At 56.6% G+C, this 14,758-nt stretch carries 13 protein-coding genes; 8 read left to right on the forward strand and 5 right to left on the reverse strand.

The genetic code is table 11. From position 1 onward, the window contains the following. Positions 1–402: 402 nt before the first annotated feature. Complete coding sequence (locus DYL59_RS19505) at positions 403–1,179, reverse strand: SDR family oxidoreductase (protein ID WP_135290621.1); 777 nt, start codon at positions 1,177–1,179, stop codon at positions 403–405. Between the two features lie 108 nt (positions 1,180–1,287). Here DYL59_RS19505 and DYL59_RS19510 point away from each other — a divergent pair, with 108 nt between their 5' ends. Continuing rightward, on the forward strand, positions 1,288–2,196 hold the full coding sequence (locus DYL59_RS19510) for a LysR substrate-binding domain-containing protein (RefSeq protein ID WP_135290622.1): 909 nt from the start codon (positions 1,288–1,290) through the stop codon (positions 2,194–2,196). Positions 2,197–2,272: 76 nt separating this feature from the next. Here DYL59_RS19510 and DYL59_RS19515 read toward each other — a convergent pair whose 3' ends face one another. After that, entirely contained in the window at positions 2,273–2,770 is a 498-nt protein-coding gene (locus tag DYL59_RS19515; RefSeq protein WP_135290623.1) for a hypothetical protein, read from the reverse strand. A 125-nt stretch (positions 2,771–2,895) separates the two neighbouring features. On the opposite strand from DYL59_RS19515, the gene DYL59_RS19520 reads away from it, so the two are divergent. Continuing rightward, positions 2,896–3,807, forward strand: coding sequence for an AraC family transcriptional regulator (locus tag DYL59_RS19520; protein WP_135290624.1), 912 nt, complete (start codon positions 2,896–2,898; stop codon positions 3,805–3,807). An 87-nt stretch (positions 3,808–3,894) separates the two neighbouring features. On the opposite strand, the gene DYL59_RS19525 is transcribed toward DYL59_RS19520, so the two are convergent. The 3 genes from DYL59_RS19525 to DYL59_RS19535 all read right to left on the reverse strand — a co-directional run bounded on the left by DYL59_RS19525 (position 3,895) and on the right by DYL59_RS19535 (position 6,192). Further along, positions 3,895–4,287, reverse strand: a complete 393-nt coding sequence (locus tag DYL59_RS19525; protein WP_135290625.1) for a RidA family protein — start codon at positions 4,285–4,287, stop codon at positions 3,895–3,897. A gap of 108 nt (positions 4,288–4,395) precedes the next feature. After that, positions 4,396–5,334: an AraC family transcriptional regulator gene (locus tag DYL59_RS19530; RefSeq protein ID WP_135290626.1), complete on the reverse strand. Its 939-nt coding sequence runs from the start codon at positions 5,332–5,334 to the stop codon at positions 4,396–4,398. 24 nt (positions 5,335–5,358) lie between these two features. Beyond that, positions 5,359–6,192 (reverse strand): oxidoreductase, encoded by an 834-nt coding sequence (locus tag DYL59_RS19535; RefSeq protein WP_135290627.1) that lies wholly within the window; start codon positions 6,190–6,192, stop codon positions 5,359–5,361. A 36-nt stretch (positions 6,193–6,228) separates the two neighbouring features. Here DYL59_RS19535 and DYL59_RS19540 point away from each other — a divergent pair, with 36 nt between their 5' ends. The 6 genes from DYL59_RS19540 to DYL59_RS19565 all read left to right on the forward strand — a co-directional run bounded on the left by DYL59_RS19540 (position 6,229) and on the right by DYL59_RS19565 (position 14,757). Further along, positions 6,229–6,423 carry a hypothetical protein gene (locus DYL59_RS19540; protein ID WP_135290628.1) on the forward strand — a complete coding sequence of 65 codons (195 nt, stop codon included), beginning with the start codon at positions 6,229–6,231 and terminating at the stop codon, positions 6,421–6,423. Between the two features lie 130 nt (positions 6,424–6,553). Beyond that, a complete protein-coding gene (locus DYL59_RS19545) occupies positions 6,554–7,441 on the forward strand; it encodes a nitrilase family protein (RefSeq protein ID WP_135290629.1) in 888 nt (295 codons plus the stop codon). Positions 7,442–7,454: 13 nt separating this feature from the next. After that, positions 7,455–8,651, forward strand: a complete 1,197-nt coding sequence (locus tag DYL59_RS19550; RefSeq protein ID WP_135290630.1) for a hypothetical protein — start codon at positions 7,455–7,457, stop codon at positions 8,649–8,651. Between the two features lie 178 nt (positions 8,652–8,829). Next, a complete protein-coding gene (locus DYL59_RS19555; RefSeq protein ID WP_135290631.1) occupies positions 8,830–11,250 on the forward strand; it encodes a tellurite resistance TerB family protein in 2,421 nt (806 codons plus the stop codon). Then, entirely contained in the window at positions 11,247–12,542 is a 1,296-nt protein-coding gene (locus tag DYL59_RS19560) for an ATP-binding protein (RefSeq protein ID WP_135290632.1), read from the forward strand. Before DYL59_RS19555 ends, DYL59_RS19560 begins: the two co-directional genes overlap by 4 nt. Further along, positions 12,517–14,757 carry a DEAD/DEAH box helicase gene (locus DYL59_RS19565; RefSeq protein WP_135290673.1) on the forward strand — a complete coding sequence of 747 codons (2,241 nt, stop codon included), beginning with the start codon at positions 12,517–12,519 and terminating at the stop codon, positions 14,755–14,757. The genes DYL59_RS19560 and DYL59_RS19565 overlap by 26 nt, the downstream gene beginning before the upstream one ends. Position 14,758 lies beyond the last annotated feature (1 nt).

A 14,758-nucleotide genomic window follows, 5' to 3' on the forward strand; every position in this document is an offset into this window, starting at 1 on the left:
TTAGCAATGCCCGCGGCGCCTGCGGGGTTGGTTAGGCCGGCGACGTTTGCCACCATGCCTGCCAGCGCCGCACCGAGCAATACTCGGGTTAGCAGGTGCGGCCACGCCAGCCCTACCCCTAGCCCAATTGCCATCAACGCAAGGCAAATCGGCGCAAGCATGCCGACAGCGGCCCTGACTGCCTTGGTAACTTCCAGTGTCAGTCCAATACGCGCCTGGACATTTCCACCCCAGCGATCATCCCGTTGATTGGTATGGATACTGCCCTTCACCGCGATTTTGCCTACTCGCCAGCATGTGCCACGGAGAGTGAGTGTGTTTCTTCAGATCTGCAATCGATGCTCAACACCTGTGACACCGCAATAGGTAGGCCATGCAAGCCGGCAGGTTGAGCGTCCACCGTCAAACTGTCGGCACTGTCCCCCCATCAATCACGAACTCACTGCCCGTAATCGCAGCGGCTCGCGGCGAAACCAGGAAGCCGATCAAGTCAGCCACTTCAGAAGGCGTCGACGGGCGCCCAAGTGCAATCCCCCCAAGTGCATTCATGATGATGTCTTTACCCCCTTGATAGTCAGTACCCGCCTCCAGCGCCAGTCGTTTGACCAAAGCGACCGACGCTTCGGTTTCAACCCAGCCCGGCGAAACCCGAACCACGCGAATGCCTTTTGGCGAGACCTCTTTGGATAAACTCTTGCTGTAGGTCGACAGCGCGGCCTTGGCGGCGGCATAAGCGGTTGTAGCCTCCGGCAGTGGCAACTGACTCTGGATGGAGGTGACGTGGATGACGACCCCTTCCCTGCGCTCCAGCATGCCCGGTAGCAGGGCGCGGTCGAGCCGCACCGCCGGCATTAGGTTCAGGTTGAGCTCCCGTTGCCACTGCTCTTCGTCCAATGCAGCAAAGCCGCCGCCGGGTGCCGATGAACCGCCCAGGACGTGGATCATGATGTCTATGCCGCCCAGCCGCTGTTGGATCGCGGCGATCAGCACGTCACACCCTTCGCGGGTCGAAAGGTCCGCCGCAACCAGGTGAACGCCCGGCATTTCTACGTCTACCCGCCTGGCAGAAGTAATGACCTTCGCGCCTTCGGCCAGCATCAACTCGACGACCGCCTTGCCGATGCCTTTGGTGCCACCGCTGACAAGCACTCGCTTGCCCGTCAAACCTTGATTCAACATGTTTTGATGCTCCTGAAGCGGGATGTGTTAAGCGATCTTGCTGCCTGCCGGATAGTTTGTTCAACTGGGACAAACCTTGATGACCTATCCCGAATATCAGGACACTCCATGGCACAGGATCGTTTAAGCCTCAATGAGCTGGACGCGGTAATAGCGGTAGCCCGCCGGGGTTCGTTTCGCCAAGCCGCCATCGACCTCAACATTTCCACCACCGCATTGAGCACGACCATCGCCCAACTGGAAGCTCACCTTGAGTCGCGGCTGTTCAACCGCACGACTCGCAGCGTGGCGATTACTGAAGCAGGGAGGATATTTCTCGAGCAGGTGGGGCCTGCCTTGCAGGATCTACGCGCCGCACTGGATGCCGTGCGCTCGCACACCGTCGGGCCCTCGGGCACCCTGCGTATCAACGCATTCGCCAGTGCGGCGCGCTCAGCGTTGCTGCCCCTGGTGATGGAGTTTGTGCAGCAGCATCCAAAAGTGCACATCGACCTCGTGACCGAAGGCCGTTTGGTGGATATCGTTGCTGACGGCTTTGACTTCGGTGTGCGCTCAGCCAGCCTCGTCCCGAACGATGTGATCATGATCCCCATCGGCCAGCCGCAACGCTACGCGGTCGTTGGCTCGCCGGCGTACTTCGAAAAACATGGCAACCCACGCACGCCCTCGGCGCTGCTCCAGCATCAATGCATTCGCGTGCGACTGCCAAATGGGGCGATTTTCCCCTGGCATTTCGAGCGCGACGGTGAAGTGACCCGTCTCGATGTGACCGGGCCGCTTACGCTGGATGAGTCCAGCGTGGTCAAGGTTGCGGTGAAGCAAGGCATGGGGCTCGGTTTTTTCATGGAACAGGACGTTCACGACGAGATCGGCACGGGCCAGTTCGTGCGCACGCTCCAAGACTGGACCCCACCCCGAGACCGGCTGTGCCTGTACTACCCGAATCGCCGCAACCCGTCTGCGGCAGCGAAAGCATTCATCGACCTGGCTCGCGCCCGTCAAGCCGACCAGGCGTGAGCGCAAGCGTATGGCTTGACCTTCATTGGGTAGCGGCCCCAATGACGCCTCATGCTTTGCGCGCTTGATTGGGCGTTCAGGCCGCCCGGGGATGTGCTTCGCGCGCCTTCTTACGCAGATAGACCATCTGAGCTATAACACCGACCACCAGTATCAGTGCAAGCAAACCCAAGGCTGCTTTGAGTAGTGGCGATTGCGGGTCGGTGACAATCGGGTGCCCATCGGGAACCCGGCGCAGCGTTTCCGAAACCGATGGCACCATCAGCAAAAACGCAGTCAGGCTCAAGAGGATCGTTTCAAAATAGACACCTGCCCGGCCAAACCAGCCAATGCGATCGACGCCATAGCCAGCCAGCAACAGCAAAATGGTCACTGCACCGATTACCGGGCTAACAGGTTGTTTGGCCACCAGAAATACAGTAAGACCACCAATCATCATGGAGATGAAATAGGCGATACCCGCACTTGAACGAGGCGTGATGCGCCCATGCTTGATGAACATATACGCGGCGAGTGGAATAGCAGGCAGGCTGCCGATTGTATGTAGCCAGCCAAGGGCTGAAATCCCGAACATGGTGTCACCTCGTTGATAACCAGAACTAAACAATGCTTACCGCACGCTGCCAGGCTCTTAGAACCTGGCTGAGATAAGCCTCATAATTTCGATATCTAGGCTATTGAACACTCGACTGGAACGACATGACGGATTCTCTCGAAAACTTGACCATTCCTCCGCAAATGCAGCTTGAAGGATTCGCCTCCGGCGATCTGTTATCCCAGATACTCGCGCAGATCCGAATGACCGGTAACCGTGTTTATTCCAAGACGCTGGAAGACGGCGAGCGCCTAGAGCTGGAGCACAACAGCTCACACGTGTGCGCACTGCAAAAAGGTACGCTGTGCCTTGAGGGTGGGCACGCCGACACGGAATCTATCACCGTCGAACAAGGCGACATCCTGCTGCTGGCTCACGACTCGGCATCAATGCCTTGGATCGCATCGCGCGGCCCCGTCACCGTGGTGATCTGTCAGTTCTGGTTTGACGCCAGTACCGTCCAGGCCATGTTGTTCGCCCTGCCCCGCTTGATCCATATCAAACACGCCGAAGCCGCGGCCTGGTCCGAAGGCATCCTGCAGTACATGCTTGTCGAAACCCATGACTCACAGCCCGGCGGCGCCTTGATGATTTCGCGCCTTATCGATCTGACGGTCATTCGAATCCTGCGAACCTGGGTTCAGCAAGGCATGGCCTCGGGCTGGCTTGGAGGGTTGTCTGACGAACGCATTGCTCGCGCGCTTAGGGCCATACACGAAACACCCGCACAGCAATGGCGCGTCGATTCCCTCGCCACTGTTGCGGGGATGTCCAGATCAAGCTTCAGCGAACACTTCACCAAGCTGGTGGGGCGATCACCGCTGCGATACCAGAATGAGTGGCGGCTGAGACTGGCCAAGACGATGCTCGCAAAACCCAACACGCGCATTGGTGAGGTTGGGTTTGCCATTGGCTATGAATCAGAAGCCGCTTTCAGTCGGGCTTACAAAGCCTATTTTGGTCGTTCACCTCGGGAGGATATCGGCCTGGGCAAGCAGCAATTCCACGCCCGCTGAGGCAGCGGGCGAGTTAAATTGCAGATCCACCGCCGCCTGGAGGGGCAACCCTTCAAGGTCTGCACATTCGGGGGACTATCGGAGAAATTATCGCGCTACGGCGATGCATTTGATCTCCACAAGAAGGCCAGGGCGAGCCAGTTCAACGACGCCTACGCATGTCCATGCACAGGTGTTTCTAGGAAAAACCTCATCCTTGACGCGCCTGAACATCGGCATGTGCTGGTGTATATCGACGTGATAGGTTGTCATTTCGACGACATCTTCAAATTCGCAGCCACCGGCTTCCAACACGAGCCGGAGATTTTCCCATGCGGCCAAAAACTGTTGTTCAGGGTCTTCGATAACGGCCAATTCCGGCGTGCGCCCTACCTGACCCGCGCAGTAGAGCGTTTTTCCTACCTTTACAGCAGGCGCATAACCAGCACGCTCGCACAGCAGTTTCATGCTATCTGGAACAATGATCTGACGCTCAGTCATGGTCGTGGAGCTCACTCAGGTTAACCTCGTTAATCAATAAATCCGGAAGGTGTGTCATACGGACACTTATGGATCAAGTACCGAAGAGCCGTGTCTGACCGGCCACCCCTAATGCGAAGAGACGAAGATTGAAGGTGTACTGGACGCGGGTAATGCATAGGTCGCTTTCATCCACGCAACCTCCGCATGGGGTGTTCGACCAAAAAAGCGCTTGAACTCGCGGCTGAATTGGGAGGGGCTTTCGTAGCCCACATCGTATGCCGCTGCAGCTGCCGAGATGTCGTTACGCAGCATCAGCAAACGCGCCTGGTGCAGCCGGGTCGACTTCAGATACTGCATGGGAGAAGAGTCAGTAACCGTCCTGAAATGCAGGTGGAAATTGGGAATGCTCATACTGGCCTCCTGGGCCAGTGCTTCCACGTTCAGTGGCTCCTGATAAGAATTGTGAATTTTACGGATGGCGCGGTTAACTTTGCCGAAATGTCCTTGTTTGCTCAGTGCGGCACGCATGGAGCCGCCCTGCTCGCCAGCGATGATGCGATAGTAGATCTCGCGTACCAGTGACGGGCCCAGGATTTGCGCATCGACCGGATGGCTTATGGCCGCGAGAAAGCGCAAGGTAGACTCACGCAACCTGTCGTCCATCGGTGAGGAGTACATGCCTTTTGGTGGAGCCGCCGTCGGGCCGAATCTCTCGTCAATTTCCAGGATCAGCTCGCCTGCCAACTTGAAATCCAGCCTCATGTACACAGCGAACATGGGTTCTTCTTCGCTGGCGTCGGTTTCCATCGTGAACGGTACCGGCACCGACACCACCAGATAGTGCTGGGCGTCGTAAATGTACACATCATCGCCCAGAAAACCGCGCTTGCATCCCTGACACAAGATCACAATGCCAGGCTCATAGAGCACGGGCGTACGTGTCAGCGGGCGGTTTGAACGCAAAAAGCGTATGTCGTCCAGGGGGCTCAGGTTATAGCCTTCGAGTGGTGCCAGTTGCTCCATCAACTGGACCATGCGCTGAGTGATTTGTGCATCATGGCTCATGTTCAATCCTCCTGGACGCTGGGGTCAGCCGTCGGTCGAGCGGGTCAAGGCTTCCCACTGTTCGATCTCTTTGAGCGACTGCTCAAGCTTGCCACGGACCAGCCCCAGCGCATCACTGCCAAGCAAAAGATGGGCTGGCGGATGGGCACTGTCGATGAGTTGCAGCATCGCGCGCGCGGCTTTTTGCGGGTCGCCCAACTGCTTGCCATTCTTCTCTTCGCGTGCCTGGCGCACAGGGTCGAAGCTGGCATCATAGTCGGCAATGCTGCGCGGCGTACGCTGCATCGAACGGCCAGCCCAGTCGGTGCGAAACGATCCTGGCGCGACGGCAGTGACAAAAATGTTGAACGGCGCGAGCTCTTTGCTCAGCGTATCGGAGATGCCTTCCAGGGCGAACTTGCTGCCGCAGTAGTAGGCGATACCCGGCATCGTGATGGTGCCACCCATTGAAGTAATGTTGATGATGTGGCCGCTGCGGCGCTGGCGAAAATACGGTACGAACGCTTTGGCCACCGCGACGGCACCGAAAACGTTGACGTCGAACTGACGGCGCATCTCGTCAAGCGGCGACTCTTCGAAAATGCCTTCATGGCCATAGCCCGCATTGTTGACCAGCACATCCACCGGACCATAGCGGCTTTCCACATCAGCGATAACGCTGTCGATGCGCGCAAAGTCGGTAACGTCGAGGACCACACCATGGGCACGCTCATCCGACAGCGCCTCGAACGTCTGCACCGCTTCCTGATTGCGTGCGGTGCCAATAACACGATGCCCCGAGGCAAGCGCCTCAAGGGCCAGGGCTTTGCCGAAGCCGCTGCTGATACCGGTGATGAACAAGGTTTTGGAATGATTCATGAGGCGGTTCCTTTGGGTCGAATGACGCCCATGGTAGTGAGCCGACGTCCCGCGACCTATGCCAGATCATCTGCAACTCTTGCCTATTCCTATCTGGCCCGAGAGGAATCTACCGCCGCCCGAGCACCGCCCGGCCTGCGGGGCTCCATCGACGTAGTGATCCATCTCTGTAACACCACCCATGCCGACTTCAACGGTGGCTTTACCCTGGAAGACTACCCGGCCTACTAGAGCCAGCCCTTCCGGCAACGACCTACGACCCAAGCAGAAACGTACTACTGAAGACCACTCAACAAAGACCTCCTACTTAAGCATCCGCCTACAAGGGCGGGGCCATAACAATAAAAAAGAGGTCTTCCCCATGAACGAAGCTACCAGCCTAGCCCGCGTCGCCGTTGTGCAGTTCGACCCGCAAGTCGGCACACAAAACCGCCAATCCAACCTCGACACCAGCCTCAACCTGGCCCTGCAAGCCGTGAACAATGGGGCCAACCTGATTGTGCTGCCGGAGCTGGCCAATACCGGTTACCTGTTCAGCAATCGCCAGGACGCCTTCGAGCATGCCGAGCCCGTCCCGGACGGGCCGAGCACACGGGCCTGGATGGATTTTGCGCGGGACCGAAACGTGTACCTGGTCGCCGGGCTGGCGGAGCGCGAGGGCATGCAACTGTTCGACACAGCCGTGCTGTTGGGCCCGGATGGGCTGATCGGCAAGTACCGCAAGGCGCACCTGTGGAACAAGGAAAAGCTCTGGTTCACGCCCGGTAATCTGGGCTTTCCGGTGTTTGAAACCCCCATCGGCCGCATCGGTTTGCTGATCTGCTGGGACATCTGGTTCCCCGAAGTCCCGCGCATCTTGACCCAACAAGGCGCCGATATCATTTGCAGCCTGAACAACTGGGTGTGGACCCCACCGCCACTGTTCGACGAAGCCGGTAAATGCATGGCCTCGTACCTGACCATGACCGCCGCCCACGTCAACAACGTGTTCATCGCTGCTGCCAACCGGATCGGGGAGGAGTATGGCGGGCGCTACCTGGGCTGCTCGCTGATTGCTGGCACCAACGGCTGGCCTATCGGCAAGGTCGCATCGCCCAATGAACAGGCGATTCTGTACGCCGATATCGACCTGTCCAGCGCCCGCAGCGCACCGATATGGAATGACCTGAACGACTTGCAACGCGATCGCCGCGTCGATCTGTATGACGGCATGCTCGGCTATTGCCAGCACCCGTGCCTGCCGCGCTGATGGGGGCACGATCATGGACTCTATTTCGGCAAGTCCGTCGCAGGGCTCGGCTTTTCGTTATCTGGTGATTCTGCTTGCTGTAACAGGCGCCGCGGTAGGGCTGATCGCCGCACTGTCGGTGGTGTATTCAGCCTCGGCAACGGCTTACTGGCCCGGCTACAACGATATGGTGAGCAGCCTGCCCTCGCCCATCGCCTGGCTGCGGTGGGTGGTCGGCGATATCAGTGAAGTGGCGTTTTACAAACACGAGTTTGCCTCCATTGGCTTGCTGCTGGGCGGCGCGTTTGGTTACTGGACCAGTCGTTATGCCCGGAACTGGCAGGGATTCAGCATCGCTTATGGGACGGGGCTGTGGCCCTGGCTGGTGACCAGTTCATTACTGGGGCTATTGCTGAGTAATCTGCTGTGGGGCTGGACGCTGACGGCCGACTCCTGGCAGCCGACCTTTGCGGCGTTTGTGTCGTTGCCGGCGGCGATGGTGTTGCTGTTTGGTGGTGGGTGGAGGGTTACGCTCAATGGTGCGTTGCTCGGTGCGGTCCTGGTGACGCCGAGTTGCCTGTTGTTCGTGAATTACCTGTGTATCCCGCTGGGATTGCCGGCGGTGATCGGCAATGTGCTGGGGATGGCGTTGGGTAGCGTGGTTGCGTTTTTGTTGTGCAGGGCGTTGCCGATTCTGGTCAGCCGCAGGCCTGAGAGCACGATCATCAGCCCTCCTCCTAAGGCCGTTAACATTCCGGATTACAGCATACGCTGGACATTCCGGCGGGTGTTGGCGGACTTTTCCGAAGCGCCGTTTTTTGGCAATGAGTGGGCGAGCCTGGGGTTGATCTTAGGGGTTTTCCTCGCTTACGCATTGAATCCCCTGAGCCCTGCTTATGGATCAGGCTGGTTGCCGCAGTTGGTCGCAGGCCAGGCACTGACTTCGTTACTGGGCATTCTGCTGTGGCGGCGAGAGTGGCAAAAAAGCGGCTGGTATCCGACCTACGTGCCGTTGGTGGCGGTGGTGCCTGCGGCGATTTTGGTCCATGGAGGCAGCCCGTTCGTCATAGTGGGCAGCGCTTTGCTGGGAGCATTGATTGCGCCACCACTGGCTTGTGCCATTGCTGGGCGATTGCCGAAGTGGATGCATCCATATATTGGCAATGTGCTGGCGATGGCTACTAGTACGGCGCTGATCGTGCCAGTGATAGGTTTTCTCGCAACCAATTAACTCCAAGACAATGGCGGGCTTTTTCATAAGCTCGCCTGTCGTTAGTTTTCAGATGAGGGAAACATTCAAGATAGTTCAACTTTCCGATCACCTGCTAAGCCAACCGCTTGGCTCCACCATCAGAAATGTCGGATACTGCCATTGCGCCAGCACCCATCTTTCAAGGTTGAAATGACTCATGGCAAGGAAGAAAGCAAAAAACTCCGGTGGCACCGGCATACTTATAGTTTTTGCTCTGGCATTCAGCGCCCTCGCTGCTATACCCAAAAATGCTTGGATAGCTGTCGGCGTCATAGCGGGTATCGGCACGATTATGTGGCTGCTGGCCGAACGCGGCAAACGTCGACTCAGTCAGCTTCAAGCATCGGCGGCGAAGAATACCCACACGCAAAAACCACAAGGTATGGGCGTAACCTTCTCCATGCGTGAAGTCTCGACGAACAATAGGGACATTGAGGAAAGTCCCGAGTTTTATACTGTGCAACTCGGTTCTCCCCCTGCCAACACCTTTAAAATCCCAAGTATCAGCGCACAGAAGGCCGATGCCCGCTGGGTGCCTGCTGGCGAAGTCGTCGAAGTCGCTGGCTTCTCCCTTACTGGCGGCATGTTTTATATCGGGAACACACTCGGTAGCAGACATGATGCGCAAGAGCCTTCACTGATCAACCCAAAGCTTCGGATTGCCAAAGACTACGTCGACCTCAACGAGCGACTGATGTCTTATTGGCCGAGTTTTCACTCCATTACACCGCAAGCGCGACGCGGATACCTGCAATGGCTCGCAGGTGGGCGCAGTGATCCATCGGCGGATACTGGCTATGTATTTTTGTTTTTTTACGGTTTGGAACGTCGAGCACTCATTGATCCCATTTACGATTCCAAGGTGAATAATGAGGTTCCTCTAATCGTCGACGAGGTTCGGCGTCTACTGAGTATTTATAGAGGAAATGGGTCATTCAGAGGCTACGCAGAAGGCTTTCTTGACTATCTGGGCAACCGCGCTGTTGACGCGAATCTCTACCTTGGCCCGCCGCCCAGCGTAGCCGAGTACAGCTATGAAATGCCTCTGCCGCTACGCATTGGTTTAGGTCAGCATGCCTCCAATAAGCATTCGCTGAACGCCGACTGGGCACTGGCATGGGCGTTGGCCGACCCCAACATCAGTAAACGCACGCCAGTCATACGCTGCAAAGATGTGTTTTCACGCCTGTTCAAGCTCAAGTACGAAAACGCTTATCCTGCGGGCCTGACACTGGCTCAGAACAAAACCAAGCTCAAGGCCAGCTATCGCCCTGCCTCTGCCATAATCAAGGCCCCCACGCTTACCCTGGGGAATCTGCCTGACGTCATGGCAACCTCGGGCACACGTAAAGTTTTGCAACTGCTAGTTGAGCAATGCACCAGCGAAGTAGAACCCTACAGCCGTTACCTGGGAAGAAATCCTGAAAGCGCAGAGGCTCTTGAGGCGCTCCTGCAACTTCCTGTCGCGCTCTGGCCGAAGGCAGCCCACGACGAATTGGATGAGTTGCAGTCCAGAATTGGTGACGACCTGATCGTCATGAGTTTTGGAGAGCTCGCAGGGCGCTTTAAAAGCGCGGGCGCATTGTCTCGAGACAAAGTAATCGCTCTGGCCCGCGCATTTGAGTCGCTGCATATCGGAATGGAACCCGACGTACTGGGTGGTAGCAAGACGCCAAAAGCGGAGGACCGGATTGCGTTGTTTGTAACCCAGCCTGAAGATGGATCACTCCGTGCGTCTGCTGCATACAACGCAGCATCGGTAACCCTTGATTTGGCCAGTGCGGTGGCTTCCGCCGACGGTGATACCTCCAACGAAGAGATCACTCTGCTTGCTCAGCATATCGATTCATGGAGTCACTTGAGCGGTGCCCATCGCAAACGCCTCAAAGCGCACCTGCAAATCCAACTACAACAACCACCCACACTCGCCAGCCTTAAGAAAAAGCTCGATCCCTTACCCGTGGATGCAAAACGCACCATCGCAGGCTTCCTGGCTCATCTGGCGCAAGCCGATGGCACCGTCAGCCCTGCGGAATTGAAGTTGCTGGAGCGTGTGTACAAGGCATTGCAAGTGGATAGCCAACTACTTTATGGCGACCTTCATGGGGCAGCAGCCGGCGTGGGTATTGCCGTGACGCTTGCCAACACTCCCCCATCCGTCGAACGCGGCACGCAGTCTGCCTCATCTTCGAAACAAGGTTTCGTCCTTGATCATGATCGGATAGCGCAACTGCAACGTGAAACGGCCGAGGTCTCCGCCCTCCTCGCCAAGGTATTCACTGAGGACCAGGTTGAGGAAGTGGAGCCTCCGGCTGAAAGCGCTGAACCAGATTCCGAGTCGAGCGCGGACGTGCCTGGGCTTGACTTGGAACACTCGGCCTTCCTCCGTTTATTGATCTCTCGCCCGGAATGGAGCCGCGCGGAACTGGAAGCCGCTGCCAGCGACATGGAGTTGATGCTCGATGGCGCTCTGGAACAAATCAACGACATGGCTTTTGAACGATTCGACATGCCCGTCACAGAAGGCGACGACCCGGTCGAGATAAACACAGACATTCTGGAAGAATTAGCCCTATGAGCACTATCAGAGCCAAGGATCGCGATGCGGTCATTCAATCGTTACGCGCGGGCGTGGTGCCACGTGTTGGCCAGCACTTAATTCAGGTTGGCCGTGTGGGTGAGCTTGATGCTCTGATCAAGGACGTCGAACGCCTGGTAGAAAGCGGGTCAGCGTTCCGGGTGGTGATCGGTGAGTACGGCGCCGGTAAAACGTTCTTTCTGAATCTGGTTCGGGCCATCGCTATGGAGCGAAAACTCGTGACCATGCATGCCGACTTGAATCCAGACCGCCGGTTGCACGCCACCGGGGGGCAAGCTCGGTCGCTTTACTCCGAACTGGCAAAGAATATGTCAACTCGCACAAAACCCGACGGCGGTGCCATGCAAGGCATCGTGGAGAAATTCATCTCCCAAGCCAAAACCGAAGCGAAGGCTGCCGGTACCGACAGCGAGACCATTATTCGTAAGCATTTGGCCGAGTTGACCGAGATGGTCAATGGGTACGACTTTGCTGAGGTGATCGCTGCCTACTGCCGCGGTTTCGAAGAGGGCAACGAGCAGCTGAAAGCCGACGCCATTCGTTGGCTACGCGGAGAATTCACCACCAAAACCGACGCTCGCGCCGCTTTGGGCGTGCGGACCATCATCGATGACGCCTCCGTCTACGACCAGCTCAAGCTGCTTTCCAGATTCGTCAGACTCGCTGGGTTCGGCGGACTGATGATCTGCCTCGACGAACTGGTCAACCTCTACAAGCTGGCGAATACGCAGGCGCGTAATGCCAACTACGAACAAATCCTCCGAATCCTCAATGACTCACTGCAAGGGGCATCTGAAGGATTGGGTTTCGTGTTGGGCGGCACGCCCGAGTTTTTGATGGACACCCGTCGGGGTTTATTCAGCTACCCTGCCCTGCAGTCGCGACTAGCAGAGAACTCGTTTGCCAAAACCGGACTGGTGGATCTTTCAGGGCCGGTCATTCGCCTGACCAGTCTTACCCCTGAGGACTTCTACGTACTGCTTCAAAAGCTCCGCCACGTATATGCCGGCGGCGATGCTGAAAAGTATTTGCTGCCTGACGAGGCGCTTCCTCTGTTTATGGCTCACTGCAACCAACGCCTAGGCGAAGCCTATTTCCGCACACCACGTACCACGATCACAGCGTTCATTAATCTACTGGCTATTTTGGAACAAAACCCAGGGGCCGATTGGCGAACACTGCTGGGGGCAGTCGAGGTCACCAAGGATTCAGGCGGTGAGGATGATATGAAGGTCGACGCGGATGATGAACTTGCCACCTTCACACTCTGATTCATCAGGTTTCGAACAGCTGGAGCCCCGAATCCAGCGCTGGATTTGGGCTGAAGGTTGGACCTCACTACGCGACGCCCAGGAATGGGCGGTGCCTGTTCTGGTCCGCGCCGATCAGGACGTCATCATTGCCGCAGCAACAGCCGCTGGCAAAACCGAAGCCGCCTTCCTGCCCATTCTGACGAATCTACTCAATAACGATGATCCGCCTGGTGCGGTGCTGTACATCAGCCCGCTCAAGGCCTTGATCAACGATCAATGGGACAGATTAAGCCGACTCTGTGAGCAGCTTGAGATCCCTGTAGTCGCTTGGCACGGAGATGTCTCTTCCAGCAAAAAACACCGCTTTCTCAAATCATCTGAGGGAGTGCTGCTGATCACTCCCGAATCCCTTGAAGCACTGTTCGTCAATCGTGGCTCAAGTCTCGGCGGGGTATTCCAACACCTGCGCTATATCGTCGTGGACGAACTACACGCGTTCATCGGCAGTGAGCGAGGCAAACAACTTCAGTCATTGATGCACAGGGTAGAACTCGCCGCAGGGAGGCGCCTCCCCAGGGTCGGGCTATCAGCTACCCTCGGTGATATGAAGATGGCGTCAGCGTTTTTGCGCCCAGCCAATGCCGATAACGTTACCGTTATTGAATCGAAAAACGCTAACCAGACACTTCAGGTGCAAGTTCGCGGCTACATTCAGCCGCCGATGAGTGAGCTCAAAAAGAAACCTGCTGAACCCAATGAGCATGAGGGGAATGAAGACGAAACGGAAAACGAGGCAAGCCCTGACTTTGCGATTGCTGAGCATCTCTACAAGGTGCTTCGCGGCAGCAATAACCTGATTTTCCCGAATAGTCGCTCCCAGGTTGAATGGTACGCAGACCAGCTGCGCCGACGATGCGAGAAAGACGGCGTGCCCAACGAGTTCTGGCCTCATCACGGCAGTCTCTCAAAAGACCTGCGAGAGCAAGCTGAACATGCATTAAAGGCGGGCGACCGGCCAGCATCGGCCATTTGCACTACAACGCTTGAACTGGGAATAGACATCGGCAGTATCAAAACGGTGGTGCAAATTGGTGCCCCGCCTTCCGTAGCAAGTCTGCGTCAGCGTCTAGGGCGCTCCGGTAGGCGCCCGGGAGAGAAAGCAACGTTACGCGTTTACTGTAAAGAGTCACCACTCACAGAAAAATCCAGCCTCTCCGATCAGTTACGCCAAGGTCTGGTACAAACCATTGCCATGGTTCGACTACTGGCCAGAGGTTGGTTTGAACCTCCCAGAGCACAGGGCATTCATGCCTCTACTCTGGTTCAACAATGCCTTTCCATCATTGCTCAATGCGGCGGCGCTTCGGCTGCCGATCTTTGGAAAAGCTTGATTGATGAAGGCGCGTTTCCAGGTATTGAAAAGTCGGATTTTGTGAAACTGCTCAAATCGCTGGGGGGACACGAATTGATTGTTCAGGACAGCTCAGGGTTGCTGCTGCCTGGAACCGTTGGCGAGCGCATGATCAATCACTACGAGTTCTACAGCGCATTCACCAGCGATGAAGAATTCCGTCTGGTATGCGACGGGAAAGCCTTGGGCTCGGTCCCCGTGAGCCGTCCGCTCACCAAAGACCAACGCATTATCTTCGGCGGCCGTCGATGGCAGGTTCGTGATGTTGACCTGCAGGCCAAGGTCATCATCGTGTCAGCCGCACGAGGAGGGGCGCCTCCTCAGTTCGATGGCTTGGGCGCAATGGTGCATGACGCCGTACGCGAGGAGATGCGAGCAGTCTTGGTGGACTCCAGCCCCTGCCCTTTTATCGATCAAAGTGCCAAAGCTTTACTCGACGAGGCTCGAAAAACTTTTGCCTTATTGGGGCTTGGAGAGCGGTACCTTATCGAGTCGAGTGGGAAATGTTATTTGATCAGTTGGTTGGGGGATTACGCTAATGATGCACTGCGCCTGCTGCTCAATCATGTAGGTTTATCTTGTGATAACTCGGGTCTAGCTATAGAAATCGACGCGAGCATTGATCAGGCAAGAAATGCACTTGCGGATGTGGGCTGTCTGGATCCAAGCGATCTCGACTCGATACTTTCAGATGTGGAGAACATGTTGCGCGAAAAATGGGATTGGACGTTGCCAGAGACGCTGCTTATGAAATCTTTCGCATCCATATCGCTCGATATTTCAAACGCAGTACTTTTTGCCAAAAAGCAGCAAGGTAAATAGA

Source organism: Pseudomonas kairouanensis, assembly GCF_004682055.1.
Taxonomy (GTDB): domain Bacteria; phylum Pseudomonadota; class Gammaproteobacteria; order Pseudomonadales; family Pseudomonadaceae; genus Aquipseudomonas; species Aquipseudomonas kairouanensis.